Annotated in this window: 13 protein-coding genes; 7 read left to right on the top strand and 6 right to left on the bottom strand. The window is 64.1% G+C overall.

Translation table 11 applies throughout. The features are described 5' to 3' along the window. The 5 genes from VLI63_RS08375 to VLI63_RS08395 form a co-directional block, all read right to left on the bottom strand. Positions 1 to 423 carry a MarR family winged helix-turn-helix transcriptional regulator gene (locus VLI63_RS08375; RefSeq protein WP_409156390.1) on the bottom strand — a complete coding sequence of 141 codons (423 nt, stop codon included), beginning with the start codon at positions 421 to 423 and terminating at the stop codon, positions 1 to 3. 74 nt (positions 424 to 497) lie between these two features. Further along, positions 498 to 1,442, bottom strand: a complete 945-nt coding sequence (locus VLI63_RS08380; RefSeq protein WP_409156391.1) for a glycosyl hydrolase — start codon at positions 1,440 to 1,442, stop codon at positions 498 to 500. Beyond that, entirely contained in the window at positions 1,439 to 2,581 is a 1,143-nt protein-coding gene (locus VLI63_RS08385; protein WP_409156393.1) for a Gfo/Idh/MocA family protein, read from the bottom strand. Before VLI63_RS08385 ends, VLI63_RS08380 begins: the two co-directional genes overlap by 4 nt. Next, positions 2,578 to 3,378, bottom strand: coding sequence for a ThuA domain-containing protein (locus tag VLI63_RS08390; RefSeq protein WP_409156394.1), 801 nt, complete (start codon positions 3,376 to 3,378; stop codon positions 2,578 to 2,580). The genes VLI63_RS08385 and VLI63_RS08390 overlap by 4 nt, the downstream gene beginning before the upstream one ends. Before the next feature lie 35 nt (positions 3,379 to 3,413). Continuing rightward, a complete protein-coding gene (locus VLI63_RS08395) occupies positions 3,414 to 4,535 on the bottom strand; it encodes a LacI family DNA-binding transcriptional regulator (protein ID WP_409156395.1) in 1,122 nt (373 codons plus the stop codon). 310 nt (positions 4,536 to 4,845) lie between these two features. On the opposite strand from VLI63_RS08395, the gene VLI63_RS08400 reads away from it, so the two are divergent. The 7 genes from VLI63_RS08400 to VLI63_RS08430 all read left to right on the top strand — a co-directional run bounded on the left by VLI63_RS08400 (position 4,846) and on the right by VLI63_RS08430 (position 14,343). After that, positions 4,846 to 6,135, top strand: a complete 1,290-nt coding sequence (locus tag VLI63_RS08400; RefSeq protein WP_409156396.1) for an ABC transporter substrate-binding protein — start codon at positions 4,846 to 4,848, stop codon at positions 6,133 to 6,135. A 78-nt stretch (positions 6,136 to 6,213) separates the two neighbouring features. Then, on the top strand, positions 6,214 to 7,176 hold the full coding sequence (locus VLI63_RS08405) for a carbohydrate ABC transporter permease (protein ID WP_409156397.1): 963 nt from the start codon (positions 6,214 to 6,216) through the stop codon (positions 7,174 to 7,176). Then, entirely contained in the window at positions 7,173 to 8,069 is an 897-nt protein-coding gene (locus VLI63_RS08410; RefSeq protein ID WP_409156398.1) for a carbohydrate ABC transporter permease, read from the top strand. Before VLI63_RS08405 ends, VLI63_RS08410 begins: the two co-directional genes overlap by 4 nt. Continuing rightward, positions 8,066 to 10,540: a glycosyl hydrolase 2 galactose-binding domain-containing protein gene (locus tag VLI63_RS08415; protein ID WP_409156399.1), complete on the top strand. Its 2,475-nt coding sequence runs from the start codon at positions 8,066 to 8,068 to the stop codon at positions 10,538 to 10,540. Before VLI63_RS08410 ends, VLI63_RS08415 begins: the two co-directional genes overlap by 4 nt. Further along, positions 10,537 to 11,484: a glycoside hydrolase family 113 gene (locus VLI63_RS08420; protein ID WP_409156400.1), complete on the top strand. Its 948-nt coding sequence runs from the start codon at positions 10,537 to 10,539 to the stop codon at positions 11,482 to 11,484. The genes VLI63_RS08415 and VLI63_RS08420 overlap by 4 nt, the downstream gene beginning before the upstream one ends. Before the next feature lie 13 nt (positions 11,485 to 11,497). Then, complete coding sequence (locus VLI63_RS08425) at positions 11,498 to 13,255, top strand: ABC transporter ATP-binding protein (protein WP_409156401.1); 1,758 nt, start codon at positions 11,498 to 11,500, stop codon at positions 13,253 to 13,255. A gap of 209 nt (positions 13,256 to 13,464) precedes the next feature. Beyond that, a complete protein-coding gene (locus VLI63_RS08430; protein ID WP_409156402.1) occupies positions 13,465 to 14,343 on the top strand; it encodes an alpha/beta hydrolase in 879 nt (292 codons plus the stop codon). 62 nt (positions 14,344 to 14,405) lie between these two features. On the opposite strand, the gene VLI63_RS08435 is transcribed toward VLI63_RS08430, so the two are convergent. After that, positions 14,406 to 15,239 carry an alpha/beta fold hydrolase gene (locus VLI63_RS08435; RefSeq protein ID WP_409156403.1) on the bottom strand — a complete coding sequence of 278 codons (834 nt, stop codon included), beginning with the start codon at positions 15,237 to 15,239 and terminating at the stop codon, positions 14,406 to 14,408. Positions 15,240 to 15,269 lie beyond the last annotated feature (30 nt).

A 15,269-nucleotide genomic window follows, 5' to 3' on the forward strand; every position in this document is an offset into this window, starting at 1 on the left:
TCAATTGTCGGCCAGGTCCCGCAGGATCGGGGCGACCTGCCTCAACATTCGCCGCTGCTCTGAAGGCAGGGCATCGAGCCGGGTCGTGAACCAGGCGTCCCGGCGCCGGCGGGTTTCGCTGACGAAGGCCTCCCCGGCCGGCGAGAGGTCCAGGCACACCTTGCGAGCGTCATCCGGCGCGGTTTCCCGCGTCACCAGGCCGAGCTCGACCATTGCATTGATGGTGCGATTCATGCTCGGGGGCGTCACGCGCTCGTGCTCGCTCAGCGAGCCGAGGCTCTGCGTTCCGGACTTCGCCAGCGCGAACAGCACCGCACGCTGGCCCTCGGTCACCTCGTCGTCGGCCTGCATGGAGCGGATGCGGCGGGCGAGTCGCTGGATGGCGAGCCGGAGGTCTTGGTCGTCGCTGGGTTCGTCAGGCATATTTACTTAGCATAGCTTATTAGCCATGCTAAAGATCGCGGGCACGGTCGGTGCTGCGGCGATACCGCCGAAGGCTAGCGATTCTCGGAGCCGCGGTGCAGCATGCGCGGGTCGGCGAAGAGCCGCCGTACCGCGTCCGGCTCGTTTTCCTGGGTGAGGAATGTCGTCCAGGTCATGAACCACGCCCACCCGCTCTGGCTGTCGAGGATCTCGGGGGTGGGAAGCACGCCGACCTCACCGAGGGCGATCGGGCGACCCTCCGCGAGATCCCGCAACTCATCGTGGTGAGACTGCAGATAGTCGTTCGCGTACACATCGGCGGCGAGGATGTCGACGACATCGTGCCCCGGATAGAACCCGGAGTAGGGGGCGGCGTCGCTTCGCGGGGCATTGGTGTTCCACACCCAGACCAGGTTGTCGAGGTGATGCACCGACACGAACCGCTCGTAGAGCTGCCGGTAGAGCGCTGCGTAACCCCGGGGCCCTTCACGGCCGCCCCACCAGAACCAGTCGCCATTCAGCTCGTGGTACGGGCGCCACAATACGGGGATGTCCGCGTCGCGCAGCTGCGCGAGGAAGGCCGCGATCACATCCACCTGGCGAAGCCAACGGGAGTGGATCTGCGTGCCCTCGGTCAGCAGGTCATCCCAATCGTGTTGGTCGAGCATGCCGTTACAGATGCTGTCGAGGAAGGTGACCGGCTCCTCCTCGGTCGGACGCACCGCATGCCACATGAGGGTGATGATCGACCCCGCCGCATGTTGCTTCTTCGCCTCGTCGATCACGGCCTGGCGAAAATTGATGCCGTCCATATCGCCGACTTCAGAGAATCCGAAGTCCTGGCCCCAGATAGCCGGGTAGGAGCCCGTGATCTCCTCTGCCTGGTCGCTGTAGAACGACAGCTCCCGAGGGGTGTTGTGCTGACCGCTCAGGACGCGCTCTCCGCCGAGTGCGGAGATCCGGTCGAGCAGGTGCCGCGCCGCGGGGGTCGAGTTCGGATTGACCGGGAGAAAAGTCACTTCGTCTCCTCAGTGGCGGCCGCGAGCCCCGCTCGAGCGGAGCCCCAGCCGGAGAGAGCCGCCGAGACATCCGCTCGCTTCTCCGCGGCTATGGCGTCGCGATACGACTCTTCGAGCATGGTTTCGATGATGATCCGTTCACCCCTCTCGGCGGACTGCACAGCGGCCTCCACCATCGCGAGGCTCAGGATGTTGGAGTGCACTTCGCCCGACGGCACCCGCCCGGTGCGGATCGATTGCACGAACTCCGCGAGGGAGCCGGCGATGGTCTCGAGCCCCGGCACGGCATCCGCATTCTGGCGCCCCGGTGCCGAATTTTCGGCTTCCACGGTCGGCATCGTCTCGCCGTCCCAGGTCGCCGAGCCCGTCGACCCGCTGATGCGCCAGGAGCCGTTCCAGGATGTCTCCAAGCCCGGACTGCACCAGCTGCCGACGAAGGTGTACCTCACCCCGCCCTCGAATTCGAAGATCGCGGTCGTCGCGGCGTCCCCGGCGTACCAGCTCCACGTCGGATTGAAACTGTCGCAATAGACGGAGACCGGGTCGGAATCCAGAAGGTAGCGGGCGACATCGAACGCGTGGATCGACATGTCGAGCAGGAGCGGATGGTCCATCGAGTCGCGAAAACCGCCGAAGCGCGGAGCCATGAAGAATTCGGTGGTGGCGATACCCACCTCGCCCAACGCTCCAAGGCTGTTCTTGAACTCGGCGAGAACCGGGTAGTAGCGCCGAGATTGGCTCGTCATCAGCAACTGCCCGGATACCTCGGATGCCGCCGCGAGCGACAGCGCCTGGCTCACTGTCGGCGCGATCGGCTTCTCGCACAGCACCGGGAGTCCGGCGAACATGGCCTCGACGTTGACCGGATGGTGGGCTACCGGAACCGTCACGTTCACGACGGCCTGGGCGCCGGTGGACTCGGCGATGTCCGAGAGACCGGTGGCGACCGCGACATCCGGCCGGCCGAGTTCCGCGAGAGCATGCCGAGCAGCGTCGAGGTCGAGGTCGACGAGTCCGACCAGTTCGACCTCGGGTGAGTCATTGAGCAGCTGGAGCCAGACGCGCCCCATTCCCCCGGCTCCTACCTGGATGACACGCACCGGTGAGCTCGCATCGTGGAGCGTCGCGAAGGCCTTCACTTCGCCACAGTTCCCTTGATCGCATTGCCGTCCGCACCGAATTCCGGGAAGAACTCTCCGCTGTAGACACGGCTGAGTCGTGGTGGCTCGCGATCCGGCCGGTCTGTTTTCGCCCACTCGACGCCGTTGGCGATCACGCGACGCACGTCGCCGTGAAAGTACACGGGATATTCCTGGTCGCCCGGGCTGAAGAAGAAGATACGACCGTGGCCGCGCTTCCAGGTGCAGCCGCTGCGAAACACCTCGCCACCGCTGAACGACGAGATGAAGATCAGTTCGTCGGGAGTCGGGATGTCGAAGAACTCACCGTACATCTCCTGTTGCTCGATGATGATCGGCTGGGAGATTCCCTGGGCGATCGGATGGGTCGGGTCGACGGTCCACACCAGCTCGCGGTCGATCTCGCCCCTCCACCGGAGCGAGCACGAGGTGCCCATGAGCTTCTGGAAGATCTTGGAGAAATGGCCGGAGTGCAGCACGATCAGGCCGAGCCCGGACAGCACGTGACGATGAACGCGATCGACGATCTCATCCGACACCTCGCCGTGCGCCGCGTGTCCCCACCAGACCAGTACGTCGGCTGAGGCGAGGCGCTCCTCGGTGAGACCGTGCTCGGGATCATCGAGCGTTGCCGTCGACACCTCCGCGCGGGATCCGAGATTCTCCTCTATCCCCTCCTGGATGGCTCCGTGCATTCCGCGCGGATATCGCGCGGCGATCGAGGGTTCGGTCTGCTCGTGGCGATTCTCCCCCCAGACAATGACGGAGATGGGCGGTTCTTCTCGGAAATCGGGCATGCGTGAACAGTCCTTTCTGCGATGGCAGTGAGCGGCTAGTCGCGGGCGACCACGAGCTCGCCGGAACCGCGCTGGATCAGGTGGGTGGGAATCTCGATCTGCTGGGGCGGGCCGATCGGGTCGTCGAGGCGGGCGACGACGAGACGGGCGGCCTGACGCCCGAGTTCGGCGGGGTCGTACGCGATCACACTGATGCCCGCGGCATCCGCGAGTTCGAAGTCGTCGAAGCCGATGTATGCCACCTGGTCGAAGTGGTTGCGCAGAGCGCGCACCACCCCGGAACTGGCGCGGTTGTTGCCGGCGACTATCGCAGTCGGAGGCTCGGCCATCGAGAGGAGGTCGCGCACCGACTCTTCGGCCGTGGGTCCGTCGGCGTCTTCCAGCCGCTCCCAGGGAGAAGAGTCGAGGATGCCGGCTTCGCGGAGCGCCTGGCGGTATCCGCGCAACCGTTCTTGATGTGTGTAGAGGGATGCCGGGCTGCAGACGAAAGCGATGCGACGATGTCCGGCGCGGATCAGCCCCCGCACCGCGTGGGCGGTGCCCTCGAAGTTCTCGAGCACCACCGAATCGGCGATGAGATTGTGAGCCGGCCGGTCGATGCAGACCACCGGGGTACCGAGCTGCCGCTCGCCTTCGAGGTAGGCCTGGTCTGATGCAATCGGCACCATGAGCAGTGCGCGGACGCGCTGCTTGAGCAGGGTCTCGACGACCCGCTCTTCACTTGCTGGATCATCGTCGGTCGCAGCGAGGATCATCATGAGCCCGTGGCGAGCGAGCTCTCGCTCGATGCCTGCCGCGACCAGGAAGTAGAACGGGTTCGTGAGGTCACCGATGACGAATGCCACCGTGTTCGTCACACTCCCGTGGCGGAGGTTGCGAGCGAGATGATTGGGCCGGAATCTCAAGGAACGGGCCGCCGCCAGTACCTTCTCGCGCGTCTCGTGCGACACGTTGCTGCTCCCCAGAACCACTCGCGAGACCGTCTTGGGGCTCACACCGGCGAGTCGCCCGACATCGGCGAGTGTGGCGCGGGACTGGGCCGCTGACGCGGGTGTCGATGCCGGGATAGAGGGCGTAACAGGAGTGGTGAGGGAGATCGACGCGCGGTCGAGCTCGGGCGTCAGCTCCGCCTGTGTGCTCACCATCGGGTCGATCATGCAGCAACAGTAACACCGCTCGGACTGCCCACCACAAGATGACAGCGTGGACATTTGATAATCGTCCTCTTTGTCTGGAACGAGCTGATCGAGGAGATATTCGCCATAAATCAGCAGATGACCAGCAATATTTCTGCTCAACTGTAAAATTGTGAGTCTGCAACCAATTCATGTCAACGCTGACATTGAGGCTTGACGATGGCGCATTCGTGGCTTAGCGTCGTCCGGGACGGCGTGCACTACACGAACGCAGCGCAACTTGGCGACGGCGCTGTCTCGTCAAGGGCGACACAGATCTGGAGACCAAGAGATGGCAAAGAAGCACATCGCAATCGCGGCAGTGGCGATATCCGCCCTACTGCTTGCCGGATGCTCGGCGGGTGGCGGATCCACCGGAGGAACGCCCTCGGGCGACATCACGGTGCTCACCAACCGCACCGACCTCATCAAAGACAAGACCTTCGCCGGATATACCGCGGCGTTCGAGAAGATCTACCCCAAGGTGAATGTGAAAGTGCAGGGCATCACGGACTACGAAGGCCAGGTGACCACCCGCCTCAGCACCAAGAACTACGGCGACGTGCTCGGCATCCCGGCATCCGTGACCCCCAACCAGCTTCCACAGTTCTTCGAGCCGCTCGGTGACACGGCGAAGCTCAAGGAGAAGTACCGATTCCTCAACGACAAGTCTTACAAGGGCAAGCAGTACGGCATGCCCACCTTCGGCAACGCGAACGGCATCGTCTACAACAAGCGGGTGTGGAAGGAGGCGGGCGTCACCAGCCTGCCGAAGACCCCCGATGAATTCATCGCCGACCTCAAGCTCATCAAGAGCAAGACCGACGCGATCCCGTACTACACCAACTACAAGGACGGCTGGCCTCTCGGCAGCTGGCAGGGCCAGCAGGGCTTCTCCGGCAACGTGAACGTGGTCGCCGATCGCGACAAGGACAAGGCGCCCTGGACCTCGGGAACGGAGCAGTACACCACCGATGCGCTGCTCTACACGGTTGTGCACGACGGCTTGAGCGAGCCCGACCCGACCACCACCGCGTGGGAAGGGTCGAAGGGCATGCTTGCCACAGGCAAAGTGGCAACCGCCGTTCTCGGATCATGGGCGATCGTGCAGTTCCAGCAGGCCGCGAAGGATGCTGGAGCGGATCCGGCCGACATCGGATTCATGCCGATGCCGTACCAGACCGATGGCAAGTTCCACTCGAACATCGGCGGTGACGTCAACGTCGCAGTGAACGTGAACTCCAAGAACAAGCCGGCCGCGCTTGCGTGGGTCAAGTGGTTTACCACGAAGTCGACCTTCGCCGCGGACTCCGGTGCCCTCTCGCCGCTCGTCGGTGCGAAGAACCCGTCCACGCTTCAGGACTTCACCGATGCCGACGTTCAGTACGTCGAGCTGAACGCCGCGAAGAACCCGACTCTCGACTCGGACATCTACAACAAGGCGCAGATCGACCTCTTCGGCATGCTCTACCGCCAGAAGCTGGTGGATATCGCTCGCGGTGCTGCACCCGGTGACATGAAGTCCTACTTCGCGGACCTCAACAAGCAGTGGGCGGATGCGCTCGCTAGCGTGAAGTCGTAACGATCGACGACCCGCAGTAAAGAATTCGACCAACCAACAGAGTAGTTGTGGGGGGATTCCCCCGGAAGGACAGGCACGATGTCCCAAGTGACTGGCACTACCGGGGGAATTCTCCCCACTGCCGGCGCACCCCTTGATTCGGTGGAGCAGCACGCGACTCCACCGCGCAAGGGGGTGCGTCAGCGCAAGATCACGCCGTACCTCTTTCTCATCGCCCCACTCGCCTTCCTGCTCGTATTCACCTACGTTCCCGCGCTGAACCTGTTCTGGTACAGCGTCACGGACTGGGACGGCATCGACCTCACCAAGAACTTCATCGGCCTCCAGAACTACATCGACATCTTCACGAAGCCGGCATTCCTCCAGGTCTTCCTCGTCAGCCTCTACTACATCGTGGCGTCGTTCCTTCAGATGGGATTCGCCCTCTACTTCGCCACAGTTCTGAGTTTCAGCACGCGGTTCCGAAACCTGTTCAAGGGCATCCTGTTCTTCCCGACGCTGCTCAACGGCGTCGCCATCGGGCTCATGTTCCTCTACTTCTTCCAGCCGAACGGCACTCTCGACAGTGTGCTCAAGCTCGTCGGTCTCCAACAGCTCTCGGTGCAGTGGCTGGGTAATCCCGACGTGGTGAACATCTCGCTGGCATCGACGTCGATCTGGCGCTATACCGGGCTCAGTTTCATCCTGTTCCTCGGAGCGATCCAGTCCATCCCCGCGTCCCTCTACGAGGCTGCCGACCTCGACGGTGCGAACAAGACGCAACAGTTCAGGTTCATCATCCTCCCGGGGATCAAGCGCATCATCAGCCTCTCGTTCATCCTCGCGATCTCCGGCAGCCTCTCGGTATTCGAGATCCCCTTCATCGTGACGGGCGGTACGAACGGCAGCAAGACCTTCGTGATCCAGACGATTCAACAGGCCTTCACCTATCGCCAGGTGGGTCTCGCATCTGCGATGGCAGTCGTACTGCTGATCATCGTGCTGATCGTGACCATCATCCAACGAAGACTGGTACCGGACGACGAGGTGAACCTGACATGACGACAACGACAACTCGCGCCAAATCCCGGGGACGGGCGGCGGTGCCGCTGAGATCCCGGCAGGGGCGCGCGGGCATGGTCGGCGGTGCGGTATCGAAATATGTCATCCTCACCGTCGCCAGCGCCGTAACGCTGCTCCCATTGGTCGTACTGGTCATCACCGCGTTCAAGACCAAGCGCGAGTTCGCGACGAGCGGCCCGTTGCAGCTTCCGAAGGACTGGTTCAACTTCAGCAACTTCGTCACAGCCTTCACCGACGGCAATATGGCGGTCGGCTTCCGAAACACCACATTCGTCCTCATCGTCTCGCTGTTCGGAACCATCGTGATCGGCTCCATGACGGCCTACGCGGTCGACCGATTCGAGTTCCGGTTCAAGAAGGTGGTGATCGGGCTCTTCCTCGTCGCGACCCTCGTGCCAAGCGTCACGACCCAGGTCGCGACCTTCCAAATCGTCAATGGTCTCGGCCTCTACGACAGCCTGTGGTCGTTGATCGCGCTGAATCTCGGAACCGACATCATCTCCATCTACATCTTCGTGCAGTTCATGCAGTCGATTCCGAAGGATGTGGATGAAGCGGCGATGCTCGATGGCGCCAACAAGTTCACCATCTACTGGCGGGTCATCCTGCCCCTGCTGAAGCCTGCAATCGCGACCGTCGTCATCATCAAGGGCATCGCGATCTACAACGAGTTCTACCAGGCGTTCCTCTACGCGCCGTCGCCAGAGAATGCGGTGATTTCGACCGCGCTGTTCGCCTTCAAGGGGCCCTATGGCTCGCAATGGCAGATCATCTCGGCCGGGGCATTGCTCGTCATCATCCCGACACTCATTATCTTTCTCGTGCTTCAACGATTCATCTACAACGGCTTCACCCAGGGGGCAACCAAATGACCAGCACCACAACGTCGGTCGTGACGTCGAAGACGATACGACCGCTGCACGATGGATGGGCCGTCGAGGCCGTCGGGGGAGCAATGGACCCCGCCGTCGAAGGCCGATCGATTCGCGCAACCGTACCGGGCAGCATCCACACCGATCTCCTCGCCGCCGGAATCATCGAAGACCCCTACCTCGACGATCACGAACGCCTGCAGGCCTGGATCGGCGCCTCCGATTGGGAGTACAGCACCACATTCCAGTGGAACGACGAGGGGGCGCAGAACGTCGAGCTCGTCTTCGAGGGGCTCGACACCGTGGCGCGCGTCGAACTCAATGGCACGATGATCGCCGAGACCCGTAACATGCACCGCACCTATCGGCTGGATGTTCGCTCATTGCTCGCCGAGGGCGACAACGAGCTCACTGTCAGATTCGAGTCCCCGGTGAGGTATGCGGACCGTGAGAGTCTCGCGCAGGGTTACCGTCCCCACGTCAACCACCACCCCTACAATTCGATCCGCAAGATGGCCTGTAGCTTCGGGTGGGACTGGGGACCGGACACCGCGACGGTCGGCCTCTGGCGTCCGGTCACCCTACAGAGCTGGTCGGGCACGCGGCTCGATTCCGTTCGCCCGGTGGTCTCGGTGGACGGAACCGACGGCGTCGCCACGGTTCGGATCGAGATCGCGGCTTCTGCGACATCCCAGTACTCTGCGCTGGTGACCGTCGGCGCCGTGTCATCCACCGTGGCGTTCGGGCAAGGCGAGACGGTCGCCGAGGCGCGGATCGTGGTGCCGGATGCCGAGCGCTGGTGGCCGATCGGTCACGGCGAGCATCCGCTCTACGACCTCGACGTGGTGCTCCAGGACGGCGAGGTCGACGTCGACTCCTGGCACAGTCGTATCGGATTCCGCACCGTGAGCATCGACACGACACCGGATGAATCGGGCACGCCATTCACGATCCTCATCAACGATCGTCCGATCTACATCAAGGGTGCCAATTGGATTCCGGATGACGCTTTTCCTCACCGGGTGAGCCGGGCGCGGTATGAGGAGCGCATCGCTCAAGCAGCCCACGCCAATATCAACCTGCTGCGGGTCTGGGGTGGGGGAATCTACGAAAGCAACGACTTCTACGACGTCTGCGACGAGAGCGGCATGCTCTCCTGGCAGGACTTCCTCTTCGCCTGTGCGGCCTACAGCGAGGAAGAACCGATGCGCTCCGAGGTCGAGGCCGAGGCACGGGACAACATCGTGCGCCTCATGCCGCATGCGAGCCTGGTCGTCTGGAATGGAAGCAACGAGAACATCTGGGGCTACCAGGAATGGGGCTGGGAGAAGAGGCTCGGCGATCGCAGCTGGGGTCTGGGTTACTACCTCGACCTGCTGCCGTCTCTGCTCGCCGAACTCGATCCCACGCGCGGTTACACGCCGAGCAGTCCGTTCTCTCCGACCGATGAGCACTACCCGAACGACCCGGCACACGGCTCCGTTCACCTGTGGGACCTGTGGAACCGCGAGGATTACCCCAACTATCGCAATCACAGTCCGCGATTCGTCGGCGAGTTCGGCTGGCAGGGTCCGCCGACGTGGTCGACCATGACCCGGTCGATCTCCGACGCTCCACTCACCCCGGAGTCTCCAGGGATGCTGGTGCATCAGAAGGCGCAGGACGGCAACGTCAAGCTCATCGATGGTCTGGTCGCGCACCTTCCGCTGCCCGACGAAATCGATGACTGGCACTGGGCGATGTCGCTCAACCAGGCGGTGGCGGTGCAGACCGGGATTGAGCACTTCCGTTCCCTCGCTCCGAAGTGCATGGGGTCGATCGTCTGGCAGCTCAATGACTGTTGGCCCGTCACCTCGTGGGCGGCCGTCGACGGGGATGGTCGCCCGAAGCCCTTGCTCTACGCGATCAAGCACGCCTACGAGGATCGGATGCTCAGCTTCCAGCCCCGCGGCGAGGCGATCATCGCCAGCGCGTCCAACGACACCGACGAGCCCTGGTCGGGCAGTGCGGTCGTTCGCCGACTGCGGTTCGATGGCACGGAGCTCGCCTCGACCGCCGTCGCTGTCGACGCGCCGCCGCGCACGACCGCGACGATTCACGTGGATTCCACCGTGACGACTCCGGATGACGTGGCATCCGAGCTGCTCGAAGTGACGCTCGGTGGCCGACGAGCCTTCTGGTTCTTCGCCGAATACCGCGATTCCCGTCTCGAGGCACCGCAGCTCACCGTCGCCGCGACCTCCGTCGCGGGTGGATACGCCGTCACCGTGACCGCCGCGAACCTCGTGCGCGACCTGGCGCTGCTCGTCGACAAGCTCGATGGCGACGCCAGAGTGGACGACCAGCTCATCACCCTTCTCCCCGGGGAGAGCGTGACCGTGGCCGTGACCACCGAAGCCCGGATCGACGATTCCGCCTGGTCCCAGCCGACGGTGCTGCGCAGTGCGAACCAGCTCGTGGCCGCCTCATGACCGAGGTGAAGACGGAGCAGTTCTGCGGCATGACCTGGGGATGGACCGGCGTGCGTGGCACCTGGGCAACGGCGGAGGCAGAGGACTCGCTGTCCAAGCTGGTCGACCTCAACGTCAACTGGGTCGGGATCGCATTCGGTGCGCTGCAGGCGACTGCCCAGTCCACCGAGATCCGCTTCGGAGACGAGCCGACGGTCACCGATGACGAGGTGCGCTGGGCCATCCGCGAGTCGAAGGCCCGCGGACTCAAGGTCTGCCTGAAGCCCGTGGTGAATGTGGCCGATGGCACCTGGCGTGCCTTCATCGGTTTCTTCGATGAGGAAGTGCCGGGCGAGCCGAGCTGGGCCGAGTGGTTCGCCTCCTTCACCCGGTTCGTGGTGCACTACGCCCGCATCGCCGAAGAGGAGGGCTGCGAGATGCTCTGCGTCGGCTGCGAGATGGTGCAGACCGATAAAAGGGAATCCGAGTGGCGTGCCCTCATCGCGGCCGTACGCGCCGTCTACGGCGGACTCGTCACCTACAACTGCGACAAGTACCAGGAAGACAGGGTGACCTGGTGGGACGCCGTCGACATCATCTCGTCGAGCGGCTACTACCCGCTCGGCGATTGGGATGCCCAGCTCGACCGCATCGCACCCGTCGTCGAGAGTGCCGGTAAGCCGTTCTTCTTCATGGAATCCGGATGCCCGAGCAGGGTCGGATCAGCCGCCCGGCCGAACGACTGGACGCTCGAGGGCGCCGTCTCCGGTGCGGAGCAGGCCGAGTGGTACCGTGACGCCTTCGACACCTGCGCGAAGCGTCCCTGGGTGCAGGGCTTCATGCTCTGGGACTGGCCACCGCGCCTCTACGCCCTCGAAGACGCGGCGAGCGACGACGACTACTGCGTCTACGGCAAGCCGGCGGAAGACGTCGTGCGCGAGCACTACGCGCTGCGGCGCCAATGATCACCGCGTCGCCGTGACCGAGCGGCGCACTACCGGGGCCGATGCCGCGCGCCCCGGCCGCACCCTGCTCGGGTGGTTGAGACCGTTCCGTCTGCGCATCCTGCTGTCGATGCTCGTCTTCGGCATCAAAGACAGCCCGCAGTGGGTGCTTCCCGTGATCACCGCCTCGGTGATCGACATCGTGGTGTCTCACGGCCGCCCGCAGCAGCTGTTCTGGCTGTTGGGGGTTGCGTTGGTGATCCTCGTGCAGAATTTCCCGACCAATATCGTCTTCGTCACGCTCTACATGGGCAGCGTTCGACAGCTCGCCGTGGACATCCGCAACCGCCTGACCCACCAGTTGCAGGAGCTCACGATCGGGTATCACTCCCGCGCGAGTTCGTCGATCATCCAGACCAAGATCATCCGGGATGTGGAGAACATCGAGTTGATGATGCAGCAGACGGCTCAGACGGGGTTCTCCGCATTCTTCGTACTCGCCGGCGCGATCGTGGTCACGGCCCTGCGGGTTCCGGCATTCGTGCCGGTCTTCTTCATCGCGGTGCCGGTCGCGGCGCTGCTCGTGAGGGGGCTGCGACGCCGGTCGAATGCGCGGAACGAGCAGTTCCGCCACACGGTCGAACACCTCTCGGCGCGGGTGGGGGAGATGTCGACCCTGATGCCCATCACCCGCGCGCACGGTCTCGAATCGGATGCCGCGGATCGTGTCGGTCGTAGTGCGGAGGGCGTGCGGGATGCCGGCCTGAAGCTCGACAGGCTGAACGGGTCGTTCGGTGCCCTCAGCTGGATCTCGTATCAGTCGCTCGGCGTGCTGTGCCTCACCGGTGCCGCGCTCGCCTCCCTCACCGGTTTCATCCCGATCACGCCGGGCGAGGTGGTGCTGCTCAGCACCTACTTCACGATCCTCACCGGCAGCATCGTTGCGCTGTTGTCGCTGGCACCGATCATCACCCGAGGGATCGAGTCGGTGAAGTCCATCTGCGAGGTGCTCGAGGAGCCGGACGTCGAGGCGAACAACGGCAAGGCGGCGGTGTCGTCCCTCGACGGTGACCTGCGCCTGGAGAACGTGGGATTCGAGCATTCGGACGGTGTGCGCCCAGTGCTCTCCGGCATCGATCTCCACATCCGACGCGGGGAGACCATCGCCTTCGTGGGTCCGTCCGGTTCGGGCAAGTCGACGCTGCTAAACCTCGTGCTGGGCTTTTTGCGCCCGACCGAGGGCCGCATCCTCTTCGACGGCCGTGACATGGCCGAAATCGACATGCGCACCTTGCGGGCTTTCGTGGCGGTGGTGCCCCAGGAATCGGTGCTCTTCGAGGGCTCCGTGCGTGAGAACATCACCCACGGCCTGGTGGGAGCCAGTGACGAGGAGGTGCGTCAGGCCCTCGCCGACGCGAATGCGACCGAGATCGTGGCAGACATGCCCGAGGGCTGGGACACGATCGTCGGTGAGCGCGGATCCCGGCTCTCGGGCGGCCAGCGCCAGCGCTTCGCGATCGCGCGTGCTCTCATCCGCGACCCGCGCATCCTGCTGCTGGACGAGGCGACATCCGCCCTCGACGGCGAGTCGGAGCGGCTCGTGCAGCAGGCGCTCCAGCGGCTGATCGGGGGTCGGACCACCCTCATCGTCGCGCACCGGCTCTCGACCATCCGCTCTGCCGACCGCATCGTGGTGCTCGACCACGGTCACATCGCCGAGGTGGGTTCGCACGACGAGTTGCTCGCCCTGGATGGCCGGTATCGGCAGCTGGTCGAGGCGCAGGCCCAGTAGGCCCGCGGCGTCCCATCGCGCCGCCGTGTCCGCGCTCGCGTCCCGCGCTCGCGTCCCGCACTCCGCGCCCTCGAGTGACGCCCGCGTCGTAACCTTCGGGCGCGCGTGGTACCAACGGCAGCGGAGACTGGCGTGGCCGTTTCCCCATGTCCGGTCACCCTGCGCTCTACACTGGAGCACCCGAGAATCGCTCGCTGCAAGGAGTTCCGATGGTCCAGTTCACCGCCACGCGACAGGAACGCACATTCGTCGACTCGGACGGGGTGACGATCCACTTCTTCCACTGGAAGGTGGGCAAACCGATCGGCGTCGTGCAGATCGCGCATGGGCTCGGGGAGTACGCGGCGCGATACGAGCAGCTCGCACAGCGACTCGTCGCTGCCGGCTATTCCGTCTACGCGGACGACCACCGCGGACACGGTCAGACCGGCCTCGAGCAGTGGGGCGGGGATCACTCCCAGCTCGGCAAGCTCGGACCGGGGGGCATCCGCTCCACGATCCGTTCGGTACGCGAGCTGCTTCCGATCATCAGGCACGAGAACGAGGGACTGCCGCTCGCGCTGCTCGGGCACAGCTGGGGCTCGCTCATCGCGCAGTCGATCGTCAATGAGCACGCGGATGACTACGAGGCACTGATTCTCACGGGCACCGCCTACCGCACCCTCATCCACATGAACGGCGGCGACCTGGCGAAGAAGCACGCCCATCTGGGCAGCACCGGTTACGAATGGCTGAGCCGGGATCAGTCGGTCGGACAGGCCTTCCTCGACGATCCCCTCACGTTCAAGGCCAACGGAATGAAGCTCTTCGGAGTGATGGACAGCCTTCGCCTGCTCGGCCGCCCGGCGAAGAATCTGGCGCGGGACATCCCGGTGCTCATCATGATCGGCAGCGAAGACACCCTCGGCGGAGCGAAGAGCGTCGAATTGCTGGCTCACGAATACCTCACCCGGTCGAAGCTCAGCGACGTGAAGCTGATCATCTACACGGATGCCCGGCACGAGGTCTTCAACGAGATCAACCGCGAAGAGGTGTTCGCCGACACCATCGAGTGGCTCTCGACCCACCTGGCACCCGCGGTCGAGTAGTGCCCTCCGGGGCGCGTATCGGGACCCGCTGACACGGGCCCCGATACGCCCAGTCGCGAGGCCTACTTGCCCAGGAATCCCAGCAGGGCGGCGTTCACCTCTGCATAGTGGGACCACAGCATGCCGTGCGGCGCGCCTTCGATCTCCACGTATTCGGCCGACGGAAGGGACTTGGCGAACACGCGACCCGTCGCATCGATCGGCAGCACGCGGTCTGCGGTGCCGTGGACGATCAGCGTCGGCACGTCGATCTTGGGGATGTCTCCCCGGAAGTCCGTGAGCCAGGTGGGCTGAGCTGCGACCGAGGCGAAGAACGAAGAGCCACCGGCGATCGCCTGGCTCACGTCGACGACGTCCTGGCTCACGCGGCTGCCGAGGTTCTCGTCGAGGTTGTAGAAGTTCTGGTAGAAGGCGGTGAAGAACGCGAAGCGGTCGGCTGTGACGGCGTTGAGCAGGCCATCGAAGACCTCCTGGGGAACACCGGTCGGGTTGTCGTCGGTCTTCAGCAGGAATGGCTCGAGCGATCCGAGGAACACGGCCTTCGCGATGCGGCCGGATCCGTAGGTGCCGAGGTAGCGGGCGACCTCTCCGGTGCCCATCGAGAATCCGACGAGAACGACGTCGTTGAGGTCCAGGGCGTCGAGCACGGCCTTGAGGTCGGCGGCGAAGGTGTCGTAGTCGTAGCCGACGGTCGGCTGGCTCGACTTGCCGAATCCGCGACGGTCGTAGGTGATGACACGGTATCCGGCGTCGAGCAGCACCGTGCTCTGCTTCTCCCACGACGAGCCGTCCAGCGGGTAGCCGTGGATCAGCACGACCGGCTGGCCCGAACCGTGGTCTTCGTAGTACAGCTCGATGTCAGTGCTGTTCTCGGTTCCAACGGTGATTGTCGACATGGCGAATTCCTCTCCTCAGCTGAGAACGAT

It is taken from the genome of Lacisediminihabitans sp. H27-G8, from assembly GCF_046156175.1.
In the GTDB taxonomy this organism is placed as follows: domain Bacteria; phylum Actinomycetota; class Actinomycetes; order Actinomycetales; family Microbacteriaceae; genus Lacisediminihabitans.

What these genes read in the sequence shown, in the direction of transcription:
- VLI63_RS08405 (WP_409156397.1), top strand. Translation starts at nt 6,214, where the DNA reads ATGTCCCAAGTGACTGGCACTACCGGGGGAATTCTCCCCACTGCCGGC.
- VLI63_RS08395 (WP_409156395.1), bottom strand. Translation starts at nt 4,535, where the DNA reads ATGATCGACCCGATGGTGAGCACACAGGCGGAGCTGACGCCCGAGCTC.
- VLI63_RS08430 (WP_409156402.1), top strand. Translation starts at nt 13,465, where the DNA reads ATGGTCCAGTTCACCGCCACGCGACAGGAACGCACATTCGTCGACTCG.
- VLI63_RS08375 (WP_409156390.1), bottom strand. Translation starts at nt 423, where the DNA reads ATGCCTGACGAACCCAGCGACGACCAAGACCTCCGGCTCGCCATCCAG.
- VLI63_RS08420 (WP_409156400.1), top strand. Translation starts at nt 10,537, where the DNA reads ATGACCGAGGTGAAGACGGAGCAGTTCTGCGGCATGACCTGGGGATGG.
- VLI63_RS08410 (WP_409156398.1), top strand. Translation starts at nt 7,173, where the DNA reads ATGACGACAACGACAACTCGCGCCAAATCCCGGGGACGGGCGGCGGTG.
- VLI63_RS08435 (WP_409156403.1), bottom strand. Translation starts at nt 15,239, where the DNA reads ATGTCGACAATCACCGTTGGAACCGAGAACAGCACTGACATCGAGCTG.
- VLI63_RS08400 (WP_409156396.1), top strand. Translation starts at nt 4,846, where the DNA reads ATGGCAAAGAAGCACATCGCAATCGCGGCAGTGGCGATATCCGCCCTA.
- VLI63_RS08390 (WP_409156394.1), bottom strand. Translation starts at nt 3,378, where the DNA reads ATGCCCGATTTCCGAGAAGAACCGCCCATCTCCGTCATTGTCTGGGGG.
- VLI63_RS08415 (WP_409156399.1), top strand. Translation starts at nt 8,066, where the DNA reads ATGACCAGCACCACAACGTCGGTCGTGACGTCGAAGACGATACGACCG.